Source organism: Nocardia citri (assembly GCF_054065835.1).
In genome coordinates this window covers 212,091-236,518 of the sequence record NZ_JBSUQM010000003.1, presented here as the reverse complement: position 1 = coordinate 236,518, position 24,428 = coordinate 212,091, and the positions used below count along the sequence as shown (strand labels likewise).

Genomic DNA, 24,428 nt, shown 5'->3' with positions numbered 1-24,428 from the left:
ACACCCTCATCACTCGTTGAGCCGCGCCGCGTTCGCTCCCTGACGAACCGCGACGTGCCCGGCTTGCACCTGCCCGGCCACCACCCGCATCGGCAGATACTTCGGGTGGACCAGGGCGCCGATCACCGTCTGTTGCACCGCGATACCGGGCATCGGGGCGCAGGCGCCAGCGCCCGCCGATCGTAGCAACCTGGAGGGCGACCTCGATGAGCGAGAATACATTTCCTGGGCGCTGCCGGGTGCCCAACCGAACGGCAGGTACGCACCCTGGGGCCGGGACTCCATTGCCGCGGGCAGTCAGCAGTCCGGGTCGAATTTGTCGGGATTCGGGGAGAGCGCCGGATCCCGGTGTGCCGCAACGAGACAGACCAGCAACATGGCCCCCACCGGCAACGCTTTGTCGCGAAAGCGCCGAGTATACGGCGCCGGACATCGTGGCCAGCCCGGCGACAACACGCGCTACTGGCGAGTCACATCGGCGCTGAAAAAGCGAGATCTGACATGATCGCATTGTGAAGAACGGCGCCGTTCGATATTCGTGAACGATCACAGCGCAACAGTGCCCCGACGGCCCGACACCAAGCTCCGCACGACCGACGAACCCGCGCCGACTGCAAAGGGGGCCGCCCTGCACACCACCGAACTCGCTCTGCCACACCGACATCCGCGTTCCGCATGGGAAATGCGATGAACGCGGACCTCATCGTCTGCGGACTCGGACCTGCCGGTCGCGCACTCGCGCACCGCGGTCTCGCGCATGGAATGTCGGTCACCGCCATCGATCCGGCGCCGGATCGACGCTGGTCAGCGACGTATGCGGGGTGGTACGACGAGTTGCCGCAGTGGCTGGATCCGTCGGTCATCGCCACCACAGTGGCGCATCCGACGGCCTGGGGTACGAGGCGGCATCGACTGGACCGAACCTATGTCGTATTCGATTCCGCGGCATTGCGGGATTCACTGAATCTCGATGGCGCACAAACAGTTGCTGATCGAGTCGTCGCAATTCGATACAACACAGTGACTTTGGCTTCGGAAAAGGTACTTCGCGCCGAATGTGTTATCGACGCACGAGGAATTGCGCGCTCTCCCAGGCGCGCCGAGCAAACCGCGTACGGCATAGTTGTGCGACGCGAGGCCGATATCGACCCCATGTTCATGGACTGGCGTGCCGACAACGGAGCGGAACCCGGTGCGCCACGGTCGTTTCTGTACGCGGTACCGCTCAGTGCGGAGACGATGCTGCTGGAGGAAACCTGCCTCGCCGGACGTCCCGCGCTGGACACCACCGTGCTACGCGACCGCCTGCACCATCGGTTGCGTTCGCGCGGAATCGAACTCACCGGAGTAGAGCCGGTCGAACGCGTTCGGTTCCCGGTGCAGGGCGGCCGCCCCGGACCGCGACGGTTCGGCGCGGCGGGCGCATTCACCCATCCCGCAACGGGTTACAGCGTCACCGCTGCGCTGGCCGCCGCGGACACTGTCGCCCTCGGCGCGTCGGCGTGGCCCACCCAGGCGCGAGCGGTCCACGCGTTGCGGTCGGCGGGCCTGCGCGCGCTGCTCGCACTGCCGCCCACCGACCTTCCTGTCTTCTTCGATGCCTTCTTCACCCTGCCGCCGCGGCTGCAACGGGCTTATCTGTCGGGGCGCACCGATCTCGGCGGCACCGTCGCCGCCATGCGCACCCTCTTCGCCACCTTGCCCGCACCGCTGCGTCGGCGCGTCGCGACCGCGACACTCGGGATTCCGATTCGCTCGCCGATTCGAATCGGTTCGTCCATGATGGAGTGATGGCACGAGCTATCTGGAAGGGCTCGATTGCGTTCGGGCTGGTAAATGTCCCTGTCAAGGTGTACACCGCCACCGAGGACCACGACATTCGGTTCCACCAGGTGCATGCCAAGGACGGTGGCCGGATCAAATACGACCGCGTCTGCACGGTCTGCGGCAAGTCCGTGCAATACACCGATATCGATAAGGCCTACGAATCCCCCGAGGGGGACAAGGTCATCCTGACCGACGAGGACTTCTCGAAGCTGCCCGCCGCCGAGAAGCACGAGATTCCGGTGCTGCAGTTCGTACCCAACGACCAGATAGACCCCATCCTGTTCGAGAAGAGTTACTACCTCGAACCCGACTCGAACACCCCCAAGGCCTACGTCCTGCTGGCGGCCACGCTGGAGCGCATCGATCGGACCGCGCTCGTACATTTCACGCTCCGACAGAAGACCAGGCTCTCGGCGCTGCGGGTCCGCGACGGCGTACTGGTGCTGCAGACGCTGCTGTGGCCCGATGAGGTCCGTTCCGTCGACTTCGAATCCCTGGACGGTGTCGCCGAGCCGAAGCCGCAGGAAATCAAGATGGCCGAGACGCTGGTCGAGACGATGTCCGACGATTTCGATCCCGACCAATTCACCGACGAGTACCAGATCGAGCTGAAGAAGGTGCTCGACGAGGCCATCGCCAGCGGCACCGGGAAGGTCCTCGCCCAGCCCGAAGCGGCGCCCGCCGAGATGGATGCCGAGGTCGTCGATCTGGTGGCCGCACTTCAGCGCAGTCTGGAGGCCAGTGGGCGGCGGACCGCGGAGAGTTCCGGTAAGCCGGCCGCCAAACCCAAGGCCAAGGCGGCAGCGGCGAAGAAGACAACCAAGGCGGCGGCCGCTAAGCCCGCCAAGAAGGCGGCGAAGAAGACAACCGTCCGCAAGGGCGCATAACCGATCACCCGCACACTCCTGGCAAACCGACGACTGGCGGTGCGATGATGCTCACGAGGATCACCGAGACGCAGGTGGTTCAGGACTCGGCGGCCCGCACTTTGCCTTCTTCGAAGAAGTCGAGCAGGGCGGCAGCGCTGTTCACCTGCTCGCGCGGGCGCAGCGCCCCGAACGGGGCATTCCAGAATTCGCCGGTGCGCGGCGTCCATGGACCGACATAGGCGTAAGGTCCGGGATGCGCCGAATCTCCTGGTGAGACACCATAATTGACCTCATCGAGGGTGCTGGACAGATCGAAATGCTCGGGCCACAGCACCGGGATGACATCGGGCGCGGTGCAGCGCAACGTCGAATCCCCGAGCACGAACCAGTCCGCGATGAGCCGCCCCGCCGCCTCCGGATCGACCGTGAGCTGGTCACCGGGATCGACTCCAGTCGTGTCGGCGTAGACATTGCTCGGCACCTCGGGTTCGAAGCCCGCGACGGCGGCGACCTTGTCGAAGGTGCTCCTGAGCACCACCCGGCCCTCCGGCCTGGTCGCCACGTTGATCATTATCGTCGGCGTGCAGGGGATTCAATTCCTGGGCAATACCATTGCCCGAAAGGTGCTGCGCCGCTGATCCCTCGGCGCGGCGACAACCGAGTGTGCTCTCGACACCGATCGCGTCGAGAGCACACTCGGTTTTGGCGGTCAGCTCGCGTTCGCGGTGCACTGTGAATCGACGATGCGCGGCTCGCGCGGGACCGAGCTGCCGAGGTTCAGCAGCGGCGGTGCGGTCGGCCCGGCGTTGGCGATCGCCCGCTGTTCGGCCTCGGCCCGAGTCTGCGCCCAGGCCCAGCCCAAATGATCATCGCCATTGCGGGCCACGGCCGCACACGCATTGGCGAACTGCACGATGACGTGACAGTTGGACAGACCGCACTGCTGCACCGCGGCGCTATCCGAATCCGCCCAGTTCGAGTAGTTGTATGCCCATCCGAGGGTCGCGTCGCCACGCGACGAGACCGAAATCGCCAGCGAGCCGTAGAGGCCCTCATCCGCCTGTGCGGCGCCGGCGGCGACGAACGCACCTGCAGACGCGGCCACCAGACCCATGGCAGCCTTGGACGATAGTGACATGTTTGCTCTCCCCAGTTCCGAAACAGCTTCGGATCGCCATCCTGACCGCTCCGATCCGAAAAGTCCAAACCTTTGTATCACCATCGATCTCGCCGGTGGGCGATGAGGCCTGGGGCGAGCTGAGGTTTCCGACAATGGCGGTGATGATCGTTTACAACCGCCGCCCCGACACTTCCGCTGCCGGCGTACCGATGTAGTGTCACCTTTTGTCGCCAAAACCCTGTTCTTCGAGTGCCTTTCGCATTCTCGCGCGGTGTCTGCGATGAATACCGTTGTGGGGTCGACTGTGCAGGCAAGAGGGAGGGTGACCTCGATGCTGGTTGTCAACGAACGGGAGACGCAGCGATCCGAACAGTCCGTGCTCGATTGGATGCGGACTTGGAACGGCCAATACGTCATTGTGGGGCTTGCTGTTTCGGGGTATTCGATACCCGGCGGCAACTCAGGTGGGACGACACGGCAGCTGGACGTGGTGGTCATTACTCCGCGCGCTGTGGTCGTGATCGAAGTCCAGGAGATCACCGCCGAGGTGACCGGCGGAGTGCTCTCGGTGCGGGCCGACGGGCACTGGCAGCTTTCCGGATTCGATGGGGAACCGGTACCACGCAGCGACAGTGATCCATTCGGTCAGGTGACGAACGATGCGCATCTCCTGAGCCAGATGGTGCGCAAACAGCATCCGGACGCCCTCATCGACCGGCTCATCGTGGTCGTGCCGCCCCGAGACGCGACCATCACACTGGACATCGAATCGCGAAAGCCCGGCGGTACCGTCGTCCTGGGCTCGTCGGCGCAGTTGCGCGCTTGGTTCCTGCGAACGTCGACCCGAAAACTGATCTGGACCGCGCAACAGGCCTACGAACTGCTCGGTGAGTTCGGCCTTGCGGAGGCGGTCACAATCGAAGAGCTTGTGGCCGAAGGATTTCCGTCGCAAACCGGACAACCCGAACGTCCCGCAATGAGGATACTGGTACAGGCCCAAGCGTCGTCCGCACGCGGCGCCGCCGAACTCTCCGACCACACTCGCACACCGTCGCAGATGCCACCTCCGGGAGCCGGATACCCGCTGTGGCTCCCGCCCGACATCGACGGCGAGCCGTCGGAAAGCCCGGCACTATCCCGAACCCAAGCCGGTACCGATATCGATCCGCACACCCAGGTATCCGCTCCGCCGGAGCCGATGGATAATCCGGATGCGATACCGGCTCCGCAATTGACGTCGGCATTCACGGACCGGTGGTCGTCGTGGATCGAGTCCGACGGATTGTCGGCTGTACCTCCGTCCCACCGTGACCACGACCGCCGCATTCGTCCGCACCGGGCCCCGAGCCTCCGGAACTTGCTGCCGATCCCACCGACTCTGGTAGCAACGGCGGCACCACATCTGTCGAAGGCGAAGCTTCAGCCTTCGACGCCGGCTGGGCCGGAACCTCGACCGGCGGAAGGGCCGCGGCATTGGACCGCGACCGGGTCGGGGTCGTTGTCAGACATTGAGCCGCAGCCATTGTCGACAGCACCGGCCCAGCCTTCAGCGACGATCGAGACACAGCCTTCGGCGACGATCGAGGCGCAGCCGGTATCGGAGCCCGAGCCACCGCATTCTTCGGCGGTCGGGTGGGAACCGCCGACGACGATCGAGCCGCGACCGCTGCGATCGTTGCGGCCGGGCGGCGCACCCGCCGCACCACCTACGCCTAGGGCTTCGACCCCGCGGCTGGCGTCCATATCGCGCACTTGTGTCGCCACGATGGTCGCCATGGGGTCGAAGCTCATTGCGGGTCTACCGCAACTGCTCGCGACGGTGGTGGTGATCGGGGTGGTAGTCGCTACGACCTGGTTACTTGTTTCCGAAGGTATGCACCCGAAACCCGCCGTCGTCGAGCCCAGCCCGGAATCGAGCACCGATCCCGCTGTGCTGCCGCAGCTACCAGCCTCGACCCGATCACCTGTGGTGCAGTGCTTCCCATTCCAACAGCAGTGCTGATCGACGCGAGCCACGCACTGTTTCTCAGGGCGTGGCTCGCCATCGTGCGCGCAACGGATTCCTAGCCGCAGCTGTATTCGCGCTTCTAGACTGTGAAGCCCAAGGCGCGCAGCTGTTCGCGACCGTCCTCGGTGATCTTATCCGGACCCCATGGGGGCATCCAGACCCAGTTGATCTTGAGGTCTTCGACCAGGCCAGAGCGGACCAGGGCGTTGCGGGATTGGTCCTCGATAACATCGGTCAGGGGGCAGGCCGCCGAGGTGAGGGTCATATCGAGGGTGGCGATATTGTCTTGGTCGACGCTCATGCCATAGACCAGGCCGAGGTCGACGACATTGATGCCGAGTTCGGGGTCGACGACGTCACGCATCGCCTCTTCGATATCCTCCAGCTGCTTGATGTCCTCGGCCGAAAGTTCGACCTGCTCAGGCGTTTCGGTGGCTGGTGTCTCACTCATGACGATTTTCCATTCGTGGAGATGTCGCTGCCCATGGTCTGCTTGGCCTGTTCCGCGGAGGTTATCCGGATCACCGCATCCTTGAACGCCAGCCAGCCGAGCAGTGCGCACTTGACCCGTGCCGGGTACTTGGACACGCCGCTCAGCGCGATACCGTCGCCGATCATGTCCTCATCGCCCTCGACGGTGCCCCGGCTGGAGATCATCTCGTTGTACGAGTCGACCACCTTCAGCGCCTGCTGCACCGGCAGTCCGATCACCTGGTCGGTGAGGATCGAGGTCGCGGCCTGACTGATCGAACAGCCCTGACCGTCGTAGGACACATCGGCGATATCACCGTTGCCGTCGAGTTGGACGCGCAAGGTCACCTCGTCACCGCAGGTCGGGTTGACGTGGTGCACCTCGACACCGAACGGCTCCCGCAGCCCGCGGCGATGCGGGTGCTTGTAGTGATCCAGGATCACTTCCTGGTACATCTGCTCCATGCGCATGTCTTATGCAACTCCGAAGAAGCTCTGGGCCTTCCGCACGGCGGCTATCAGCTGATCTACCTCATCGAGGGTGTTGTAAACCGCGAAGGAGGCACGGGCGGTGGCCGGAATGCCGAGACGACGCATCAGCGGCCATGCGCAGTGGTGGCCGACTCGCACGGCCACACCCTCGTCGTCGAGAATTTGCCCGACGTCATGGGCGTGGATGCCCTCGACCACGAACGACACCGCGCCGCCGCGATCAATATTCTCGTTCGGTCCGATGATCCGCACGCCCGCGATCGCCGCGAGCCCATCCAGTGCCGCACCGGTGAGCGTATGCTCGTGTGCCGCAACCGCTTCCATGCCGATCTGCTCGAGATACCGCACGGCCGCGCCCAATCCGACCACCTGTGAGGTCATCGGCACACCGGCCTCGAACCGCTGCGGCGGCGGCGCGTAGGTACTGGCTTCCATCGTGACGGTCTCGATCATCGAACCACCGGTGATGAACGGCGGAGTTTGCTCGAGCAGGGTCCGCCGCCCGTAGAGCACGCCGACACCGGACGGTCCGAGCATCTTGTGGCCGGAGAACGCGGCGAAGTCGACGCCCAGCTCACGGAAGTTCACCGGCATATGCGGCACCGATTGGCAGGCATCCAGCACGGTGAGCGCGCCGACATCCGTTGCCCGGCGCACCAATTCGGCCACGTTGGTGACCGCGCCGGTCACATTCGACTGATGCGTGAACGCGACAACCTTGGTGGCGGGCGACAATGCGAGCGAATCGAGATCGATCCGCCCGTCATCGGTGATGCCGTACCACTTCAGGGTCGCACCGGTCCGGCGCGCGAGCTCCTGCCACGGAACGAGATTCGCGTGATGCTCGAGCTCGGTGATGACGATCTCGTCGCCCGGACCGACGTGATACGGGAAGCGATCATCGGAAAACGCGTACGTCACCAGATTCAGCGATTCGGTCGCGTTCTTGGTGAAGACGATCTCGTCCGCGTCCACACCGACGAATCGGCCGATATCGGCGCGGGCGCCCTCGTACGCGTCGGTGGCTTCCTCGGCCAACTGGTGCGCACCGCGGTGCACGGCCGAATTCCGCTCGGTGAGGAACTCGCGTTCCGCGTCGAGGACTGCGAGGGGACGTTGCGAAGTCGCGCCGGAGTCCAGGTACACCAACGGCTTCCCGTCCCGAACCGTGCGGTTCAGGATCGGGAAGTCGGCCCGGATACGGGCGACATCGAGGGTGCGGACCGTGGCGGTCATATCAGGCTCCAGCGGTAGCGGACTGGGGGATGGCAGTCGGCGCAGCCGACGGGGTGGGCGAGCTTTGCGTAAAACGTACGTAGCCGTTCGCATCGAGTTCCTCGGCCAGCTCGGCGCCGCCTTCGGCGACGATCCGGCCGCCGACGAATACGTGCACGAATTCGGGCTGGATGTAGCGCAGGATGCGGGTGTAGTGCGTGATCAGCAGCACGCCGCCGTTCTCGCGCTCCTTGTAGCGGTTGACGCCCTCGGAGACGATGCGCAGTGCGTCGACGTCCAAGCCGGAGTCGGTCTCGTCCAGGATGGCGATCTTCGGCTTCAGCAGGCCCAGCTGCAGAATCTCGTGGCGCTTCTTCTCACCACCGGAGAAACCCTCGTTCACGCTGCGATCGGCGAAGGCGGCGTCGATTTCCAGCTCGTTCATCGACTCCTTCACCTCCTTGACCCAGGTGCGCAGCTTGGGGGCCTCGCCGCGGACCGCGGTCGCGGCGGTGCGCAGGAAGTTCGACATCGAGACACCGGGGACCTCGACCGGATACTGCATGGCCAGGAACAGACCCGCGCGCGCCCGCTCGTCGACCGACATCGCGAGCACATCCTCGCCGTCGAGGGTGATCGAACCGGAGGTCACCGTGTACTTCGGGTGCCCGGCGATCGCGTACGACAGCGTCGACTTGCCGGAACCGTTCGGGCCCATGATCGCGTGCGTCTCACCGGATTTGATGGTGAGGTTCACGCCCTTGAGGATCTTGATGGGCTCGCCGGACTCGTCCGGGTTGGCGACCTCGACGTGCAGGTCCTTGATTTCCAGGGTGGTCATCGAATTCGGATTCCTTTGCGGGGTAAGGGGTTCGTGGATCAGGCGCCGATGGCGGCGAGTTCGGCCTCGATGGCCGACTCCAGCCGCTCCCGGACCTCGGGGACCGCGATCTTCTGGATGATTTCGTGGAAGAAACCGCGCACCACCAGCCGACGGGCGGCATCCTCCGGGATACCGCGGGCGCGCAGGTAGAACAGCTGCTCGTCGTCGAAACGACCGGTGGCACTCGCGTGGCCGGCGCCGACGATCTCGCCGGTCTCGATCTCCAGATTCGGCACCGAATCGGCGCGGGCACCATCGGTGAGCACCAGGTTGCGGTTCACCTCGAAGGTGTCGGTGCCCTCGGCGGCGGCGCGGATGAGCACGTCACCCACCCAGACCGTGCGGGCATCGCCCTTGGACGAATGCGGATCACCCTGCAGCGCACCCTTGTACAGCACATTGGACTTGCAGTGCGGCACGGCGTGGTCGATCAGCAGACGCTGCTCGAAGTGCTGACCGGCGTCGGCGAAGTAGAGGCCGAGCAGTTCGGCATCGCCGCCGGGACCCGCATAGCGCACATTGCCGGTCAGGCGCACCAGATCACCACCGAGGGTGACCGAAGTGTGCCGCAGCGCGGCATCGCGACCGACCTTCGCGTGGTGCGCGGTGGCGTGCACCGCGTCGTCGGCCCAGTCCTGGATCGCGACGACGGTCAGCTTGGCGCTGTCGCCGAGGACGAATTCGATGTTCTCGGCGTAGGTTCCGCTGCCGCGCTGGTCGATGACCACGGTGGCGACCGCGAAGTTGCCGAGCCGGATCTGCAGATGAGCGTAAGCGGTCTTATCCGCACCGGGGCCGGTGACGGAAACGGTAATCGCCTCGGCGACTTCGGTTTCCGCGCCGACCGAGACCACGGTCGCCTGTTCGAAACCCGAGTACGCTTGGGCCGCAACCCGGTCCGACGGCACCCCGGCCTCGCCGAGGCGAGCATCGGTGCGCGCGACCGTTTCCACGGTCACCCCGGCGACCGGGGCGACCTCGACGGTGACCTGGCCGTCGCGCACGGCGGTGCCGTCCTGCAGGCCGCGCAGGCGACGCAGCGGGGTGAACCGCCACGCCTCATCCTTCGCCGAGGGCACTTCGAAGGCGTCAACATCGAAGGAGGTGAACACCTCCCCCTTATTGCTTGGCGCGTGCGTCGCGTCGGTAATGCGAGCCTCGGCGGCTTCGGCAACGTTGTCCAGGGCTGCCATCAGCCGACGGCTCCTTCCATCTGCAGTTCGATCAGGCGGTTCAACTCGAGCGCGTACTCCATCGGGAGTTCCTTGGCGATCGGTTCGACGAAGCCGCGCACCACCATCGCCATCGCCTCGTCCTCGGTGAGGCCGCGGCTCATCAGGTAGAACAGCTGGTCCTCGGAGACCTTCGAAACGGTGGCCTCATGCCCCATGGTCACGTCGTCCTCGCGGATGTCGACGTAGGGGTAGGTGTCGGAGCGGCTGATCGTATCGACGAGCAGCGCATCACATTTCACAGTCGACTTGGAGCCGTGCGCGCCCTTGTTGACCTGGACCAGACCGCGGTAGGAGGCCCGGCCGCCACCACGCGCCACCGACTTCGACACGATGGTCGAGGAGGTGTGCGGCGCCAGGTGCAACATCTTCGCGCCGGTGTCCTGGTGCTGGCCCTCGCCGGCGAAGGCGACCGAGAGCACCTCACCCTTGGCATACTCGCCGGTCATCCAGACCGCCGGGTACTTCATGGTGACCTTGGAACCGATGTTGCCGTCGATCCACTCCATGGTCGCGCCCGCCTCGGCCTTGGCCCGCTTGGTGACCAGGTTGTAGACGTTGTTCGACCAGTTCTGGATGGTGGTGTAGCGGCAGCGTCCGCCCTTCTTCACGATGATCTCGACCACCGCGGAGTGCAGCGAATCGGACTTGTAGATCGGTGCGGTGCAGCCCTCGACGTAGTGCACGTAGGCGCCTTCGTCGACGATGATCAGGGTCCGCTCGAACTGGCCCATATTCTCGGTGTTGATCCGGAAGTAGGCCTGCAGCGGAATGTCGACCTGCACACCCGGCGGCACGTAGATGAACGAACCACCCGACCACACGGCGGTATTCAGCGCGGAGAACTTGTTGTCACCGGCCGGGATGACCGTGCCGAAGTACTGCTGGAAGATTTCCGGGTGCTCGCGCAGACCGGTATCGGTGTCCAGGAAGATGACGCCCTGGGCCTCCAGATCCTCGCGGATCTGGTGGTAGACGACCTCGGATTCGTACTGCGCGGCGACACCGGCGACCAGGCGCTGCTTCTCCGCCTCCGGGATACCGAGCTTGTCGTAGGTGTTCTTGATGTCCTCGGGCAGATCCTCCCAGCTCTCGGCCTGCTTCTCGGTCGAGCGCACGAAGTACTTGATGTTGTCGAAGTCGATGCCGTCGAGGTTGGAGCCCCACTTCGGCATCGGCTTGCGATCGAAGATCCGCAGCGCCTTGAGCCGGTGCTCGAGCATCCACTCGGTCTCGTTCTTCTTGGCCGAGATGTCGCGGACGACAGCCTCGGACAGGCCTCGTTGCGCACTGGCACCAGCCACATCCGAATCGGCCCAGCCGTAACCGTAATTACCCAGGGAAGCGATGGTTTCTTCCTGGGTGAGCGGTTGCACCTGGTCGGTGGTCGTCGTCATTCGGCACTCCTTCCGGAGTCGTTCGTACGTACCGCTGCGGGCTGTGCAGCGGTCTTGTGGGAAGCGTTCGCTTTATCGGAGATAGGGAGAACGAACAGTGGCACGTGAGTCGTGCACGCGCAATCGCCGTTGGCGATCGTCGCAAGTCGTTGTACGTGGGTTCCGAGCAGGTCCCGGAAAGCCTCGAGTTCGGCCTCGCACAGCTGCGGGAATTCCTCGGCGACATGGGCCACCGGGCAGTGGTGCTGGCAGATCTGCACACCCGCGCCGACCTCACGGGTGGACGCGGCGAATCCGGCGTCGGTGAAGGCGTCGGCGATCTCGTCCGCCTTGGCGGTGGTGGTCTCGGGGGTGTGCTCGGCGACCGGTTCGATGCCCTTGACGATGGTGCGCGCCCGCTTGCGCGCGAAATCGGTAATGGCCTGCTCGCCGCCGATCTCACCGAGCTGGCGAATGGCCGCACCGGCCAGATCGTCGTAGGCATGCCCGAGCCGTCCGCGGCCCGCGGCCGTCAGCTGATATTGCTTGGCGGGGCGGCCGCGTCCCTTCTGCTGCCACGGCGCCGAACGGCTGGCCCGCGCCTGACCGGATTCGATCAGTGCATCCAGGTGCCGACGGACACCGGCCGGCGTCAGGCCGAGCTTGGTGCCGATCGCGGTCGCGGTGATCGGGCCCTCTTCGAGCAGCAGTTGCACCACGGCGGCGCGCGTATGCCCTTCACCGCCTATGACCAGGGGCGCTGGCGCAGCAACAGACGTGGCACCGGTACGGTGACCGGTCCCTCCACCCTCGTCGTGCGGCGAACCCACGGTTTTCACAACACCAGTGTGACGGAATTAGTTCCCGGAATCCAATAAGGGTGCCCTGAGTAGACCGGGCCGATGACCTGCACGGGAGCGTTTTCGGACGGCGTCCGGATGCGGCACGTTCACCACCTGCGGGTCTCGCGCGACGACCGACCCCAGCCCCGCTGCGGAATTGCGAGTGCGATTTAGGCCACACCTCGCTGGCCTAAATCCGTCAGCGCACTTACTGGGCTGAACCGTGGGCCGATTCGAACGCCCGCGGCCGTGCCCGAGCCCGATTCCGAACGTGCCCCGCGGCGCACCGGACCCGCCGGTCGTATCGGCTACGCTGGCCGCGTGATGTCAGGCGAACACGGCGAACCAGGTGTCGGAGGCAGCCGGTCGACCACCTCGGGCACCCTGATTCGCCTGCGTCAGACCGCGCCGATCAGCACCGCCGTCGCGCTGGGACGGCGGATCATCGGCCTGGATGTCGCGCCCGACCACACCGTCGGCGACACCCTGCACATCAATGAACCCGAGGCTGCCGAACTCAACCCACAGGAGACCGCGCAACTGCGCCGGGTCCGACTCCTCGGCGCCACGGGTTCGGTCATGATGGCCATCGGCGCCCTCGGCCTCGGCGCCCAACCCACACTGCAGAATCCGACCTACGGCAAGGCGATCCTCGGACTGCCCGCGCGCGTGCACAATTCGGGGCTGGCGACAACCATGGTCGGCACGGTCATCGTGATGCTGGCATGGCTGCTGCTCGGCCGATTCGCACTCGGCCTGCAGTCCAACCGCATTCGCCGCATCAGCCGCTCCCAATTGGACCGCACGCTGCTGCTGTGGATCATTCCGCTCTCGGTCGCACCCCCAATGTTCAGTCAGGACGTCTATTCCTATCTGGCCCAAGGGGAGATCGCGGCGAGTGGACTCGATCCCTATGACGTCGGCCCGGTGCAGGGACTCGGCCAGGACCATATTCTGACGCGCAGCGTCCCCAATATCTGGCAGAATTCGCCCGCGCCCTACGGCCCGCTGTCGATCTGGCTGGGTAAGGGCATCGCCGAAATCGTCGGCGACAATATGCTCGCCGGAGTGCTGCTGCACCGGATGCTGGCGCTGCTGGGCGTGGCCTGCATCGTGTGGGCACTGCCACGACTGGCACAGCGATGCCGAGTATCGCCGGTAGCCGCATTATGGCTCGGCGCGGTGAACCCACTCGTGATATTCCACCTGGTATCCGGTGTGCACAACGAGGCCATGATGCTGGGCCTGATGCTGGTCGGGTTGGAGTATTGCCTGGCGGCCCTGAGCAGTATCGGACCGATGCGTGGACACGCACTCGCGCTGCTTTTATCGGGCACCACGCTGATAGCACTGTCCGCCATGGTCAAGATTCCATCCATGCTGGCCCTGGCTTTCGTGTGGATGGCATTGAGCCGAAAATGGGGCGGCGATTGGCGTGCCGTGCTCAGATCCGCGCTATTCCTCGGATCTGTCACGGGTGCCGTCATGCTCGCGGTATGCCTGGGCAGCGGTCTCGGCTTCGGCTGGATAGACACTCTGACCATGGCCAACTCGGTGCGCAGTTGGATGTCGCTGCCGACCGCACTGGGGGTCGTCACCGGATTCGGCGGCGTCCTGCTGGGATTGGGCGACCACACCACCGCATTGTTGAGTATCACCCGGCCGATCGCGGCGATCGCGGCCTCGCTGATCGTGGTGCGGCTGATGGTGGCCACCTGGCGGGGCCGGCTGCATCCGGTCGGTGCGCTGGGCGTCGCCTTCGGCGCGGTCGTCCTGCTGTTCCCGGTGGTGCAGCCGTGGTATCTGCTCTGGGGCATCGTCCCGCTGGCGGCGTGGGCCAGCCGACCCGCCTTCCGGGTCCCGGCGACAATCGCCTCGGCGACGATCAGCGTCATGCTCATGCCGTCGGGCAGCGAAATCCAGCCCTTCGTCCTTGTCTACGCGGCTTGTATCACCATTCTGACCTGCACGTTGATGATCCTGGCCACCCGCAAGTCGCTGCCGTGGCGACTGAACCAGGTGGGTGCCGGCCCGGCGCCCACCGCGGCCGGTTCCGCCGGACCGCAGAACTGACGAGGTAGGGGTGTCGTCCGAGTCACATCCGTCGACCGCTTACGGTGTCACACCGTGAGGGAGCGAAGCGAACGCACGATGGGCACAGCACCCTTGGACGCGACAGAGCCGAGCACCGAGGCGCGATGGTGACCGCAGCCTCGGGACCCGCCGTGTGTATCGAAGGCGTCGTCAAGCGCTACGGCGAGACCACCGCAGTCGACGGGATCAGCTTCGCGGTCGAGCAGGCCCAGGTGCTGGCCCTGCTCGGACCGAACGGCGCCGGCAAAACCACGACCGTCGAAATGTGCGAGGGTTTCAAAACCCCGGATGCCGGTTCGGTCCGGGTGCTCGGACTCGATCCGATCGCCGACTCCGACCGGTTACGGCCGCGCATCGGCGTCATGTTGCAGGGCGGTGGCGCGTACCCGGGGGCGCGCGCGGGTGAGATGCTCGATCTGGTCGCCGCCTACTCCGCCGATCCACTCGATCCCGAATGGTTGCTGAAAACCCTTGGCCTGCAGGATAACCGGCGCACACCGTACCGTCGCCTGTCCGGCGGCCAGCAGCAGCGGCTCGCCCTGGCCTGTGCGTTGGTCGGGAAGCCGGAGCTCGTCTTCCTCGACGAACCGACCGCCGGCCTGGATGCGCAGGCCCGGCTCATGGTCTGGGAGCTCATCGACGCGCTGCGCCGCGACGGCGTCACGGTGCTGCTCACCACACACATGATGGACGAAGCCGAACAACTGGCCGACCAACTGGTGATCATCGATCACGGACGGATAGTCGCCTCCGGGACACCCGCAGAGGTGACCGCGCACGGCGCGGCCGGCCAGCTGCATTTCACCGCCCCACCGAAACTGGATCTGCGGCTGCTGAAAACCGCGCTGCCAGAAGGCTTCTCGCCGCGCGAGACGATGCCGGGACACTATCTGATCGAAGGCGCGATCGATCCGCAGGTGCTGGCGACGGTGACCGCGTGGTGTGCGCAGCAGAATGTGCTGGCGACCGATATCCGGATCGATCAGCGTCGCCTCGAAGACGTCTTCCTGGAACTCACCGGACGGGACCTACGCGGATGAATCAGCCAGATCTCAGCGGGAACCGCTTCGCACCGGGCACCTTCACCCCCGATCCGCGCCCGAGCGGCCGCCTCGCGATGATGGCCGCGCAGACCCGGCTCGAGCTGATCCTCCTGCTGCGCAATGGCGAACAGTTGCTGCTCACCATGTTCATTCCGATCACGCTGCTGGTCGGGCTCAGCCTGTTGCCGTTCGCGAATCTCGGCGAGGACCGAGTCGGCAAGACCGTGCCCGCTGTGATGATGGTCGCGGTCATGTCAACCGCCTTCACCGGACAGGCCATCGCGGTCGGATTCGATCGGCGCTACGGTGCGCTCAAGCGCCTCGGCGCCACCCCGCTCCCCCGCTGGGGCATTGTCGCGGGCAAGAGTGGCGCGGTGCTGATCGTGGTCGTATTGCAGGCAATTCTGCTGGGGGCCATCGGATTCGCGCTCGGCTGGCGGCCGGACCTCGCCGGGCTCGCACTCGGTGCGCTGGTGATCGCGCTCGGCACAGCCACTTTCGCGGCAATGGGTCTGCTGCTCGGCGGCACACTCAAGGCGGAGATCGTACTGGCACTGGCGAATATCCTGTGGTTCGTCATGCTCGGCATCGCCAGCATCGTGTTCGCGTCCGACGATCTGCCCGCGGCGGTGAATGCGCTCGTGCGGCTGGTGCCGTCCGGAGCGCTGGCCGTCACGCTGGAAGATGCCATGGGCACCAGCATCGACTGGTTCGGCATCGCTGTCCTCGCCGCGTGGGGCGGCATCTCCGGGTTCCTCGCGACCCGCTTCTTCCGCTTCGACTAGTCCGCTCGAGACCGGATGGCGGGGGCTGCTCGACCGTTGCCGCCAGGTCGAGCGGGCCGCAACGACGGAAGGTAGTAGACCGGGTGCGGGCGGCTCAGGTAGCCCGGCTACCATCGTCGGGTGCTGAATCGCGCATTCCTGCGACTCGTCGATCTGCTCCCGCTGCCCTCGTTGCGGGTGCAGCGACTGATCGCTGTCGCGGTCATCGTCTCCCAGGCGGGTATCGCCGTCACCGGTGCGATCGTCCGGGTCACGGCGTCCGGACTCGGTTGCCCGACCTGGCCGCAGTGCTTCCCGGGCAGCTTCACCCCGACCGGTGTCGCCGAGGTTCCGGTACTGCATCAGACCGTCGAGTTCAGCAATCGCATGCTGACCTTCGCGGTGACGTTATGCGCGGCGTTGATCGTGCTCGCCGTCACTCGGGCCCGCCGCCGTCGCGAGGTGCTGGTGTATGCGTGGTTGATGCCGGGCGGCACGGTGCTGCAGGCGATCATCGGTGGTATCACCGTGCGCACCGGCCTGCTGTGGTGGACGGTGTCGGTGCATCTGCTGGCGTCGATGCTGATGGTGTGGGTCGCGGTGGTCATGTTCGCAAAGGTGAGCGAACCCGATGACGGCATCGAAGTGATCCAGGCGCCCGCGCCACTGCGTTGGCTGACGGGGCTGAGTGGTGTCGCGCTCGCCGGTGTCCTCATCGCGGGCACGCTGGTCACCGGCGCCGGACCACATGCGGGCGATAAGAGCATCGAGCGACCGGTCGAACGCCTGCAGGTCGAAATCGTCACCTTGGTGCACCTGCACTCGCAGCTGCTCGTCGGCTATCTCGCACTGCTCATCGGTCTGGCCTTCGGCCTCTTCGCCGTCGGCATCACCCCCGCCGTCCGCACCCGACTGTTCGTCCTGCTCGGCCTGGTCTGCGCCCAATCCCTAGTCGGCGTCGTGCAGTACTTCACCGACGTCCCCGCCGCCCTCGTCGCAACCCACGTCGGTGGCGCCGCCGCCTGCACCGCCGCGACCGCCGCCCTCTGGGCCGCCCTGCACACCCGCGAACACGTCTCGACCCCGGTCCCCAACTCCACTGAACAGCTGGCATAGCAGATCACGTCCCGCACGCTCGCCGGAGGAGCGGTGATGAACACATCAGCGTCGAGTACCGAAGAGCCACAACCGTTCCCGGACATCGAGCCGTACGAGTACGGTCTCCTCGACGTCGGCGACGGGAACCAGATCTATTGGGAGACCAGCGGTAACCCGGACGGTAAGCCCGCGCTCGTCGTACACGGCGGACCGGGCAGCGGTGGCCGGCGCGGGTCGCGGAAGTTATTCGATCCCGACGTATACCGGATCGTCCTGTTCGATCAGCGCGGATGCGGTGAGAGTCGGCCGCATGCCTCGGACCCGGCCGTCGATCTGGCGCACAACACCACCGACCATCTGATCGCGGATATGGAACGACTGCGCGAGCATCTCGGGATCGAACGATGGTTGCTGTATGGCGGTTCGTGGGGATCGACCTTGATCCTGGCCTATGCGCAGCGATACCCGGAGCGGGTCGGCGCGGTGGTGCTCGTCGGGGTCACGATGACACGGCCCGAGGAGATCGCTTGGCTCTACCACGGTGTCGCGCGATTGTTGCCCGGCCAGTGGGAAGCATTCCGGAACGGGGTGCCCGCAGCCGAGCGCGATGGAAATCTGGTCGCGGCCTATCACCGGCTGATCAACAGCCCGGACGCCACCGTGCGCGCCAAGGCCGCCCGGGACTGGTGTGCCTGGGAGGATGCGATCATCGCGCACGAACACCACGGAAATCCGGGGCAGTACAGCGCGAAGCCGGATGACGCGATGCTGGCGATGGTCCGGATCTGCACGCATTACTTCGCCCATACCGCCTGGCTCGACGATGGCGTGCTGCTACGGGATGCGCACAAGCTCGCGGGCATTCCGGCGGTGCTGATCCACGGTCGCCTCGATCTTGCCGGACCGCTCTACACAGCATGGCAATTGGCGCGGGCATGGCCGAGCGCGGAACTTCGGGTCATCGAGGATTCCGGCCATACCGGTAGCCCGGCCATGCACCACGCGATACGGGAGGCGTTGGCCCGATTCGGCAGTGACCGCTAATTATTGAGTCACTGCGGCTCGCACGTGCCGCAGACCCGATTACGCGAAACGCGGCCGGGTGACGCGTGCGAGCGTTCGAATCAACGCATCCGACGCCAGCTGCCCCCATTGGATCCGCAGCCCCGCGTAGCACGGATCGCCGTTCTCGACGAGCCCGACGATCATCGGCTCATCCAATTGCTCTGCGGCGAAGGCATATATCGGCTCCAGCTTCGGAACGATCAAACCGTAATCGAGCGCCCGTGCCACGCGTCCCTCCAGCGCGAGCACCGCATCGACAGACATATTCGGCAGCGGATACTCCTCGGGAAACACATTGCGCAGGTCGAGGAATAGGCGTACCGAGCTGCGGCGCGGATCGGCCGACCAGCCGCCGAGGGCGCCCAGCCGGCCGAGCGCGAGCGTCGGCCGCGCCACCAGGACGTGGGTGAACAGCACCCGCATGAGCGTCATATTGATCATCAACCGTTCGGCGGGCAGTTCGGCCGCGGCCAACTCCTGATGTTGCAGGTAACCAGCGACAATGCTGCGATTGTGCGCCCGGTACCACGCCGCGGGCGAAGGGGCGGTGAGGAATTCGAGCCATAGCCGGGCACCGGGTGTCGACGCGTCGCGCACATCGGCACGATGCAGCAGCGCGGCCTCCAATTTGTCGTGCAGCAGCCGGTCGTTGATGGCCCGCCACCACGGACTGCCGGTCTCGGCGTGAAGGACGCCGCGGGTGAGCTCCCACTGTAGGAAGGCGATTTCGGCGCGACGGTAGGCGCGGAGTTCGGGTGGATAGAAGCTTTCGGCGAGCGCGACGCGCTGCTGCGCGTCGGCATGCGCGGCACCGACCCGCTGAGCCGCCAGCTCGCTCGCCTTCTCCGCGTTCATCGTCTCCCACTCTACGATCCGGACACCGTCCGCACCCGGAACCAGAGACCCATCATTATTCCGACGTCTTCCTATTGGCGGCCCTGTTGATGCTTCGATCACCGGCCGCCTAACGTCGACATCGCGACGAACTGACAGGTCTGAATACGCGATGTCAGAGCGTCGTCCCATTCCCGATCAGGAGGCACACGATGTCGAAGGTTGTTTTCGTCATGACCGGCGTCGACTATTGGACGCTCGCCGATGGCACCAAACATCCGACCGGCTACTGGGCCGAAGAGATGGTGGCACCGTACCGGACCATCAAGGCGGCGGGTCACGAGATCGTGGTCGCGACTCCCGGCGGTGTCGTGCCGACGGTCGACCAGGGCAGTCTCGCGCCCGAGGTCAACGGCGGGGCGGACGGTGCCGCGGAGATCGCCCGCGTCCTGGCCGATGCCGCGGAGCTGCGCAGCCCGATCCGGCTCGAAGATGTCGACCTGGCCGATTACGACGCCATCTACTACCCGGGTGGACACGGCCCGATGGAAGATCTGTCGGTGAATGCCGACTCCGGCGCCCTGCTCAATGCTGCGCTGGCCTCGGGCAAACCGCTCGGTGTCGTCTGCCACGCGCCCGCCGCACTGCTCGCGACCGCCATCGATGGCGCTTCCCCATTCGTCGGCTACCGGGTCACCGGATTCACCAATGCCGAAGAGGCACAGGCCGGATTCGCCGATAAGGCCAAGTGGCTGCTGCAGGACCGGCTGGTCGAGCTCGACGTCGACTTCCGCGAGGGCGAGCCGTGGGCAGCGCATATCGAGGTCGATCGCAATCTGTACACCGGCCAGAATCCCGCATCGTCGACACCACTGGCCGTAGAGCTCGTCAAAGCGCTGGGCTGACCCGAGAATGGGGCCGACTCCGATGGCCGCCGACCGGACCACCGAAGTAGCCGACGCCACGCAGCGCCGCCTGATCCGATTCGGCGTTCGACGCACCACCATGGACGATATCGCCGGGGCGACGGGGATGTCCCGGTCGGCGGTCTACCGATACGTGCGCGACATGGAGGACGCGGTTCGCCAGCTCAGCGCCCGCGTCCCCGTTGTGTCAAGGGTGCGAAACCCCAGGGCATAAGGGAAACGTAAAGATCGCTTGCGCCAACGGCTCTCGGAATTCGCGAGGTCTAACGTGGAGGGGTCGAACCGCGGCAGGGAGGTGTCGGTGGCGACAGACGTGATCGGCAAGATCGCCCGCGTCACCGCGACGATCAAGCCGGACCATCTCGGCGAAGTTCTGATCGAGGTGCGAGCGGGCACCGAGCGATTTCTCGCGCGCCCTGCCGACGGAGCGACAACCATTCCGAGGCATACCCAGGTGCTCGTGGTCGGGAGCCTGGGTGGGCGCACGGTTGAAGTCACTCCCTTGACATGAAGGATCATCATGGACGTCCTGATTCTGGTCGTCGTCGGCATCGCCGTTGTTGTGCTATTCCTGGCCGCCGTACTGTTTCGGCTCTCCTGGCGGGTCGCCGAACCCGATGAGGCACTGATCATCTCCGGATTCCGTGCGGGCGAAGGACAGACCTTCGGCGAGAGCATGGGCTTCCGGATCGTCACCGGACGCGGCAGTCTGGTGGCACCCGGTCTGACCAAGGTCCGCCGAATCTCGTTGGAGGCGCACGAAAGTCAGATCACCGTCCCCTGTGTGAGTCAGCAGAAGATCAGTCTGCAGCTGGCCGGTGTGGTGGTCTACAAGGTCGGTGACGACTACCGGTCGATCGCGAATGCGGCCCGCCGGTTCCTGGATCGCCCGGCCGAGGAGCTGGAAACCAAGGTGCAGAACGTCTTCGTCGGTCATCTGCGCGCGATCGCGGGTTCGATGACCGTAGAGGAAATGATCAGCGACCAGGATAAATTCTCCGAGCAGGTCCGCGACCGGTGCTCCCAGGAGATGGAGTCCTTCGGACTCGTGATCGACAGCTTCCAGATCCAGTCCATTGCCAGCGGCTCGAATTACATTGCCAATCTCGCGATCCCGCATCAGGCCGCAGTCGAGCAGCAAGCCCGCATCGCTCGCGCCAATGCCGAGCGCGAGGCCATCGAACAGGAACAGGCCGCGCAGGCCCAGATCGCACTCGCGATGCGCGATACTCAGATCAAGAAGGCCGGATACCAGGCGGAGGTGGACAGCGCGAGTCAGGAAGCCGCCCAGCAGGGCCCGCTCGCCGATGCCAAGGCCCGCCAGGCCGTCGTCGAAATGGCTACGCGCGTCGCACAACTGGAAGCACAACAGAAGGAACAGCAGCTGCAGGTCGAGATCCGCAAGCCGGCCGATGCCGAGGCCTACCGCCAGACCACCCTGGCCACCGCTGGCCGCGACGCGCGGATCAGCCAGGCCGAGGCCGACGCCCAGGAGACCCGTCTGCGCGCGGAAGCCGCTGCGGCACAGACGAAGATGCAGGCACTCGCCGAGGCCGAGGCGATCAAACTGCGCGCCGCCGCCCAAGCCGAGGCCACCCGGCTCACCGGTCAGGCCGAGGCCGATGCCATCAAGGCCAGAGGTCTGGCCGAAGCCGATGCCGTGCGCGCGCATATGGCCGCCGAGGCCGCGGGCATTCAACAGCGTGCCGAGGCGATGAGCCAGAACCAGGAGGCCGTCATCGCACAGCAGATCGCCGAGAAGCTTCCGCAGATCGTCGCCGCCGCGGCGGCGCCGTTCGAACACGTCGACCAGTTCACGGTGTTGAACGGCGCACAAGGTGTCACATCGGCCTTGGCCGAGATCATTCAACAGGCGGGTGCGCTCACCTCGATTGCGCGCGAATCCCTATTGCCCGCAATGAATCTCAGTACGAACGGGCACCAGAACGGCGAGGCCGAACTTCAGAAGTAGACCGCGGGGTGGCGGCGATCCTCGGACGGCTCGCCGCTACCACCCGACGTACCCGTCGGTAAGTGCCGTTGGTCCCTTGTTCGACATTCGGTGTCTCTGCGAACGTGATACGTCCGTTCGTCGGCAAACGGAAAGAAACTCGCGTGACATCGCTGTTGTGGATCGCGCTGCCCTATAGCGCGTTCGTATCGTTCATTCTCGGTCATGTGTGGCGCTACCGGCGCGACGGTTTCCACAGCTACACCCGCTACCCGGACTTGGACCGCAACCAGCGGTTCGGATCGACGGCATTTCGGTCCGGGGTGTGCCTGATCGTCCTCACCCGCCTGATCGAAGTGATCACCGCCGAACCCCACACCCGCCCGTCCGGTGCGCTGCACGTGGTCACCGCCATCGTGCAGGTCGGCGGCGTCGCGACGGCCACGATCGGGGCGGTGTTGCTGTTCCTACCCGATCTGATAGCGGGTTCGTCACGTCCGATCATCACCCCGCTCGACCGCATCACCTTCCCGGCCATGACGGCCGCACTGCTGTCCGGGGTGCTCATCGAATTCGACCCGATCACGGTCGGACGCGAATATCTAACCGGCGAAACACTTTTCGCCTGGTTTCGCTCGCTGTGCACCATCGACCCCTATCCAGAGGCCATGCAGCATGCCCCACTCATCTACCAGGCTCGCGGATTGATCCTGCTGCTGCTCCTCGCCATCTGGCCTTTCACCCGGCTCGCGGGGATTTTCGCGGGCCCGGTCGTGCGGCGGGTCCGGCACGCCGCCCCATGCGAGTCTCACGGATGCGACGGCGCGGCCACGGAGCCTGACCAGAGGTCCAAGGGGCGAAGCCCGCAGTTCGAGGGGTATGGGGGCCGCCCCCACGGGGGCGCCTGAACGGCTCAGTTCTCGTTGCGTGCCTTGGGAAAACGGGTCTGCCGGGCAACCCAACCGGCCATCTTGGCCCAGTGGCCCTTGCGCGGTGTCACCACCGAGATCAGCTCGCGGTCCCATTCATCGGCCTCGGTGAGACCGTCGATGGTCTCGACCAATTCCTTGGCCATCGCCAGATTGTCGACCACCCGGTCACCGAGGACACCGTCGGAGCCGACCAGGGTGACGCGCACGCCCGCGCGACCGATAGGCTGCAGCACGGCGGTAGCGGAGCCGCCTTGCGCGGCGACGAATTTCTTGACCGAATCCACCAGGGAACCCGACAACTGCACGGCAGCGGTGGCGGCTTGAGCACTCATGGCGGTTAGTTTACTGACCGGTACGTTCGGGTCGAGACCCTGTGGGTGTAGAACGGATCTCATGCGCGCTATCCAGTTTTCCGAGCACGGTGGTCCCGAAGTTCTGCAATACGTCGAGGTGCCGGATCCGCAGATCGGTCCGGATCAGCTGCTCGTCGACACCGAGGCGATCGGTGTCAATTTCATCGACACCTATATCCGCACCGGCCGATACCCGCAGGCGGTCCCCTATATTCCCGGCGCCGAGGGCTCCGGCGTGGTGGCCGAGGTCGGCGCGGATGTGACCGAATTCGCCATCGGCGACCGGGTCGCCTGGGCCGCCGCCGCCAGCAGCTATGCCCAGCGGGTCGCGGTACCGGCCGCGGTCGCGGTCAAGGTGCCCGACGGCGTCGAGGCACCGGTCGCCGCCTCCGCGCTGCTACAGGGTATGACCGCGCACTACCTGATCGAATCGATCTACAAGCCCGAACCCGGCGAAACCGTGCTGGTGCACGCGGGCGCGGGCGGTGTCGGCCTGTTGCTCACGCAACTCGCCGCCACGCGCGGCGTGCGGGTGATCACCACGGTCTCCTCGGACGCGAAGGAGAAACTGTCCCGCGAAGCGGGCGCGACCGAGGTGCTGCGCTACACCGATGATCTCGCCGAGCAGGTTCGCGCCCGCACCGAGGGCGTCGGCGTCGCCGCCGTCTACGACGGTGTCGGCGCGGCCACCTTCGAGGCCAGCCTCTCGTCGTTGCGGGTGCGCGGCATGCTCGCCCTCTTCGGTGCGGCCAGCGGCCCGGTGCCGCCCTTCGATCTGCAGCGGCTCAGCCCTGCCGGGTCGGTGTTCGTCACCCGCCCCACGCTCGGGCACTACACCCGCGACCGCGCCGAATTGCTCTGGCGCGCAACCGATATCCTCACTGCGATCGCCAACGACACTCTGCACGTGCGGATCGGTGCCACGTATCCGCTGGCCGAGGCCGAGCAGGCGCACCGCGATCTCGAGGGGCGCAAGACCACCGGCTCGATCATCCTGGTGCCGTAACGCGCTACCGGCGTCCATGCGGCGGCG

The 24,428-nt window shown here is 65.7% G+C and carries 27 protein-coding genes; 14 read left to right on the top strand and 13 right to left on the bottom strand.

The genetic code is table 11. From position 1 onward, the window contains the following. Positions 1-9 precede the first annotated feature (9 nt). Positions 10-153 (bottom strand): hypothetical protein, encoded by a 144-nt coding sequence (locus tag ACW2Q0_RS07005; RefSeq protein WP_457187352.1) that lies wholly within the window; start codon positions 151-153, stop codon positions 10-12. 144 nt (positions 154-297) lie between these two features. Continuing rightward, positions 298-456, bottom strand: coding sequence for a cytochrome P450 (locus ACW2Q0_RS07000; protein ID WP_457187350.1), 159 nt, complete (start codon positions 454-456; stop codon positions 298-300). 231 nt (positions 457-687) lie between these two features. Between ACW2Q0_RS07000 and ACW2Q0_RS06995 the strand changes: the two genes are divergently transcribed. After that, the gene (locus ACW2Q0_RS06995) at positions 688-1,791 is read left to right on the top strand and encodes a lycopene cyclase family protein (RefSeq protein ID WP_457187348.1); all 1,104 of its coding nucleotides are present in this window, start codon (positions 688-690) and stop codon (positions 1,789-1,791) included. After that, entirely contained in the window at positions 1,791-2,714 is a 924-nt protein-coding gene (gene ku / locus ACW2Q0_RS06990) for a non-homologous end joining protein Ku (RefSeq protein WP_457187346.1), read from the top strand. Before ACW2Q0_RS06995 ends, ku begins: the two co-directional genes overlap by 1 nt. 79 nt (positions 2,715-2,793) lie before the next feature. Here the strand turns inward: ku and ACW2Q0_RS06985 are convergent, their stop codons facing one another. Both ACW2Q0_RS06985 and ACW2Q0_RS06980 read right to left on the bottom strand, forming a co-directional pair. Further along, the gene (locus tag ACW2Q0_RS06985) at positions 2,794-3,258 is read right to left on the bottom strand and encodes a hypothetical protein (protein ID WP_457187344.1); all 465 of its coding nucleotides are present in this window, start codon (positions 3,256-3,258) and stop codon (positions 2,794-2,796) included. A 147-nt stretch (positions 3,259-3,405) separates the two neighbouring features. After that, a complete protein-coding gene (locus ACW2Q0_RS06980) occupies positions 3,406-3,834 on the bottom strand; it encodes a DUF4189 domain-containing protein (RefSeq protein ID WP_457187342.1) in 429 nt (142 codons plus the stop codon). A 313-nt stretch (positions 3,835-4,147) separates the two neighbouring features. Between ACW2Q0_RS06980 and ACW2Q0_RS06975 the strand changes: the two genes are divergently transcribed. After that, positions 4,148-5,818: an NERD domain-containing protein gene (locus tag ACW2Q0_RS06975; RefSeq protein ID WP_457187340.1), complete on the top strand. Its 1,671-nt coding sequence runs from the start codon at positions 4,148-4,150 to the stop codon at positions 5,816-5,818. A gap of 85 nt (positions 5,819-5,903) precedes the next feature. Here the strand turns inward: ACW2Q0_RS06975 and ACW2Q0_RS06970 are convergent, their stop codons facing one another. The 7 genes from ACW2Q0_RS06970 to ACW2Q0_RS06940 are packed head-to-tail and all read right to left on the bottom strand — an operon-like array spanning position 5,904 to position 12,332. Continuing rightward, positions 5,904-6,275 carry a metal-sulfur cluster assembly factor gene (locus tag ACW2Q0_RS06970; RefSeq protein WP_457187338.1) on the bottom strand — a complete coding sequence of 124 codons (372 nt, stop codon included), beginning with the start codon at positions 6,273-6,275 and terminating at the stop codon, positions 5,904-5,906. Further along, positions 6,272-6,766, bottom strand: a complete 495-nt coding sequence (gene sufU / locus ACW2Q0_RS06965) for a Fe-S cluster assembly sulfur transfer protein SufU (RefSeq protein ID WP_457187336.1) — start codon at positions 6,764-6,766, stop codon at positions 6,272-6,274. The genes ACW2Q0_RS06970 and sufU overlap by 4 nt, the downstream gene beginning before the upstream one ends. Positions 6,767-6,769: 3 nt before the next feature. Beyond that, complete coding sequence (locus ACW2Q0_RS06960) at positions 6,770-8,023, bottom strand: cysteine desulfurase (RefSeq protein WP_457187334.1); 1,254 nt, start codon at positions 8,021-8,023, stop codon at positions 6,770-6,772. Between the two features lies 1 nt (position 8,024). Next, entirely contained in the window at positions 8,025-8,843 is an 819-nt protein-coding gene (gene sufC / locus ACW2Q0_RS06955) for a Fe-S cluster assembly ATPase SufC (protein WP_457187332.1), read from the bottom strand. A 38-nt stretch (positions 8,844-8,881) separates the two neighbouring features. After that, positions 8,882-10,078: a Fe-S cluster assembly protein SufD gene (sufD, locus tag ACW2Q0_RS06950; protein ID WP_457187330.1), complete on the bottom strand. Its 1,197-nt coding sequence runs from the start codon at positions 10,076-10,078 to the stop codon at positions 8,882-8,884. Then, positions 10,078-11,514 (bottom strand): Fe-S cluster assembly protein SufB, encoded by a 1,437-nt coding sequence (sufB, locus tag ACW2Q0_RS06945; RefSeq protein WP_457187328.1) that lies wholly within the window; start codon positions 11,512-11,514, stop codon positions 10,078-10,080. Before sufB ends, sufD begins: the two co-directional genes overlap by 1 nt. Next, complete coding sequence (locus tag ACW2Q0_RS06940; protein ID WP_457187326.1) at positions 11,511-12,332, bottom strand: helix-turn-helix transcriptional regulator; 822 nt, start codon at positions 12,330-12,332, stop codon at positions 11,511-11,513. Before ACW2Q0_RS06940 ends, sufB begins: the two co-directional genes overlap by 4 nt. Before the next feature lie 327 nt (positions 12,333-12,659). On the opposite strand from ACW2Q0_RS06940, the gene mptB reads away from it, so the two are divergent. The 5 genes from mptB to pip all read left to right on the top strand — a co-directional run bounded on the left by mptB (position 12,660) and on the right by pip (position 18,378). Further along, on the top strand, positions 12,660-14,408 hold the full coding sequence (gene mptB, locus ACW2Q0_RS06935; protein ID WP_457187745.1) for a polyprenol phosphomannose-dependent alpha 1,6 mannosyltransferase MptB: 1,749 nt from the start codon (positions 12,660-12,662) through the stop codon (positions 14,406-14,408). 128 nt (positions 14,409-14,536) lie between these two features. Then, a complete protein-coding gene (locus ACW2Q0_RS06930; protein ID WP_457187324.1) occupies positions 14,537-15,469 on the top strand; it encodes an ABC transporter ATP-binding protein in 933 nt (310 codons plus the stop codon). Next, positions 15,466-16,257 carry an ABC transporter permease gene (locus ACW2Q0_RS06925; RefSeq protein ID WP_457187322.1) on the top strand — a complete coding sequence of 264 codons (792 nt, stop codon included), beginning with the start codon at positions 15,466-15,468 and terminating at the stop codon, positions 16,255-16,257. Before ACW2Q0_RS06930 ends, ACW2Q0_RS06925 begins: the two co-directional genes overlap by 4 nt. Before the next feature lie 120 nt (positions 16,258-16,377). Beyond that, entirely contained in the window at positions 16,378-17,352 is a 975-nt protein-coding gene (locus ACW2Q0_RS06920) for a COX15/CtaA family protein (protein WP_457187320.1), read from the top strand. Positions 17,353-17,388: 36 nt separating this feature from the next. After that, positions 17,389-18,378, top strand: coding sequence for a prolyl aminopeptidase (pip, locus tag ACW2Q0_RS06915; protein ID WP_457187318.1), 990 nt, complete (start codon positions 17,389-17,391; stop codon positions 18,376-18,378). Between the two features lie 39 nt (positions 18,379-18,417). Here the strand turns inward: pip and ACW2Q0_RS06910 are convergent, their stop codons facing one another. Next, a complete protein-coding gene (locus ACW2Q0_RS06910; RefSeq protein WP_457187316.1) occupies positions 18,418-19,254 on the bottom strand; it encodes a hypothetical protein in 837 nt (278 codons plus the stop codon). Positions 19,255-19,445: 191 nt separating this feature from the next. Between ACW2Q0_RS06910 and ACW2Q0_RS06905 the strand changes: the two genes are divergently transcribed. The 5 genes from ACW2Q0_RS06905 (at position 19,446) to ACW2Q0_RS06885 (ending at position 23,018) form a co-directional block, all read left to right on the top strand. Then, positions 19,446-20,138: a type 1 glutamine amidotransferase domain-containing protein gene (locus tag ACW2Q0_RS06905; protein ID WP_457187314.1), complete on the top strand. Its 693-nt coding sequence runs from the start codon at positions 19,446-19,448 to the stop codon at positions 20,136-20,138. Between the two features lie 7 nt (positions 20,139-20,145). Beyond that, positions 20,146-20,373, top strand: coding sequence for a helix-turn-helix domain-containing protein (locus ACW2Q0_RS06900; RefSeq protein WP_457187312.1), 228 nt, complete (start codon positions 20,146-20,148; stop codon positions 20,371-20,373). An 87-nt stretch (positions 20,374-20,460) separates the two neighbouring features. Then, complete coding sequence (locus ACW2Q0_RS06895; RefSeq protein ID WP_457187310.1) at positions 20,461-20,670, top strand: hypothetical protein; 210 nt, start codon at positions 20,461-20,463, stop codon at positions 20,668-20,670. Between the two features lie 9 nt (positions 20,671-20,679). Further along, complete coding sequence (locus ACW2Q0_RS06890) at positions 20,680-22,131, top strand: SPFH domain-containing protein (RefSeq protein WP_457187308.1); 1,452 nt, start codon at positions 20,680-20,682, stop codon at positions 22,129-22,131. Between the two features lie 143 nt (positions 22,132-22,274). Beyond that, positions 22,275-23,018 carry a respiratory nitrate reductase subunit gamma gene (locus ACW2Q0_RS06885; RefSeq protein WP_457187306.1) on the top strand — a complete coding sequence of 248 codons (744 nt, stop codon included), beginning with the start codon at positions 22,275-22,277 and terminating at the stop codon, positions 23,016-23,018. Positions 23,019-23,023: 5 nt separating this feature from the next. On the opposite strand, the gene ACW2Q0_RS06880 is transcribed toward ACW2Q0_RS06885, so the two are convergent. After that, positions 23,024-23,374 carry a hypothetical protein gene (locus tag ACW2Q0_RS06880; RefSeq protein ID WP_457187304.1) on the bottom strand — a complete coding sequence of 117 codons (351 nt, stop codon included), beginning with the start codon at positions 23,372-23,374 and terminating at the stop codon, positions 23,024-23,026. A 61-nt stretch (positions 23,375-23,435) separates the two neighbouring features. On the opposite strand from ACW2Q0_RS06880, the gene ACW2Q0_RS06875 reads away from it, so the two are divergent. Next, complete coding sequence (locus ACW2Q0_RS06875; RefSeq protein WP_457187302.1) at positions 23,436-24,401, top strand: quinone oxidoreductase family protein; 966 nt, start codon at positions 23,436-23,438, stop codon at positions 24,399-24,401. Positions 24,402-24,428: the final 27 nt, after the last annotated feature.

Bases quoted from the DNA above. Each gene is read 5' to 3' on its own strand.
- ACW2Q0_RS07005 (WP_457187352.1), bottom strand. From the start codon at position 153: ATGCCCGGTATCGCGGTGCAACAGACGGTGATCGGCGCCCTGGTCCAC.
- ACW2Q0_RS06995 (WP_457187348.1), top strand. From the start codon at position 688: ATGAACGCGGACCTCATCGTCTGCGGACTCGGACCTGCCGGTCGCGCA.
- ku (WP_457187346.1), top strand. From the start codon at position 1,791: ATGGCACGAGCTATCTGGAAGGGCTCGATTGCGTTCGGGCTGGTAAAT.
- ACW2Q0_RS06980 (WP_457187342.1), bottom strand. From the start codon at position 3,834: ATGTCACTATCGTCCAAGGCTGCCATGGGTCTGGTGGCCGCGTCTGCA.
- ACW2Q0_RS06975 (WP_457187340.1), top strand. From the start codon at position 4,148: ATGCTGGTTGTCAACGAACGGGAGACGCAGCGATCCGAACAGTCCGTG.
- ACW2Q0_RS06970 (WP_457187338.1), bottom strand. From the start codon at position 6,275: ATGAGTGAGACACCAGCCACCGAAACGCCTGAGCAGGTCGAACTTTCG.
- sufU (WP_457187336.1), bottom strand. From the start codon at position 6,766: ATGCGCATGGAGCAGATGTACCAGGAAGTGATCCTGGATCACTACAAG.
- ACW2Q0_RS06960 (WP_457187334.1), bottom strand. From the start codon at position 8,023: ATGACCGCCACGGTCCGCACCCTCGATGTCGCCCGTATCCGGGCCGAC.
- sufC (WP_457187332.1), bottom strand. From the start codon at position 8,843: ATGACCACCCTGGAAATCAAGGACCTGCACGTCGAGGTCGCCAACCCG.
- sufD (WP_457187330.1), bottom strand. From the start codon at position 10,078: ATGGCAGCCCTGGACAACGTTGCCGAAGCCGCCGAGGCTCGCATTACC.
- sufB (WP_457187328.1), bottom strand. From the start codon at position 11,514: ATGACGACGACCACCGACCAGGTGCAACCGCTCACCCAGGAAGAAACC.
- mptB (WP_457187745.1), top strand. From the start codon at position 12,660: ATGTCAGGCGAACACGGCGAACCAGGTGTCGGAGGCAGCCGGTCGACC.
- ACW2Q0_RS06925 (WP_457187322.1), top strand. From the start codon at position 15,466: ATGAATCAGCCAGATCTCAGCGGGAACCGCTTCGCACCGGGCACCTTC.
- pip (WP_457187318.1), top strand. From the start codon at position 17,389: ATGAACACATCAGCGTCGAGTACCGAAGAGCCACAACCGTTCCCGGAC.
- ACW2Q0_RS06910 (WP_457187316.1), bottom strand. From the start codon at position 19,254: ATGAACGCGGAGAAGGCGAGCGAGCTGGCGGCTCAGCGGGTCGGTGCC.
- ACW2Q0_RS06905 (WP_457187314.1), top strand. From the start codon at position 19,446: ATGTCGAAGGTTGTTTTCGTCATGACCGGCGTCGACTATTGGACGCTC.
- ACW2Q0_RS06900 (WP_457187312.1), top strand. From the start codon at position 20,146: ATGGGGCCGACTCCGATGGCCGCCGACCGGACCACCGAAGTAGCCGAC.
- ACW2Q0_RS06890 (WP_457187308.1), top strand. From the start codon at position 20,680: ATGGACGTCCTGATTCTGGTCGTCGTCGGCATCGCCGTTGTTGTGCTA.
- ACW2Q0_RS06880 (WP_457187304.1), bottom strand. From the start codon at position 23,374: ATGAGTGCTCAAGCCGCCACCGCTGCCGTGCAGTTGTCGGGTTCCCTG.
- ACW2Q0_RS06875 (WP_457187302.1), top strand. From the start codon at position 23,436: ATGCGCGCTATCCAGTTTTCCGAGCACGGTGGTCCCGAAGTTCTGCAA.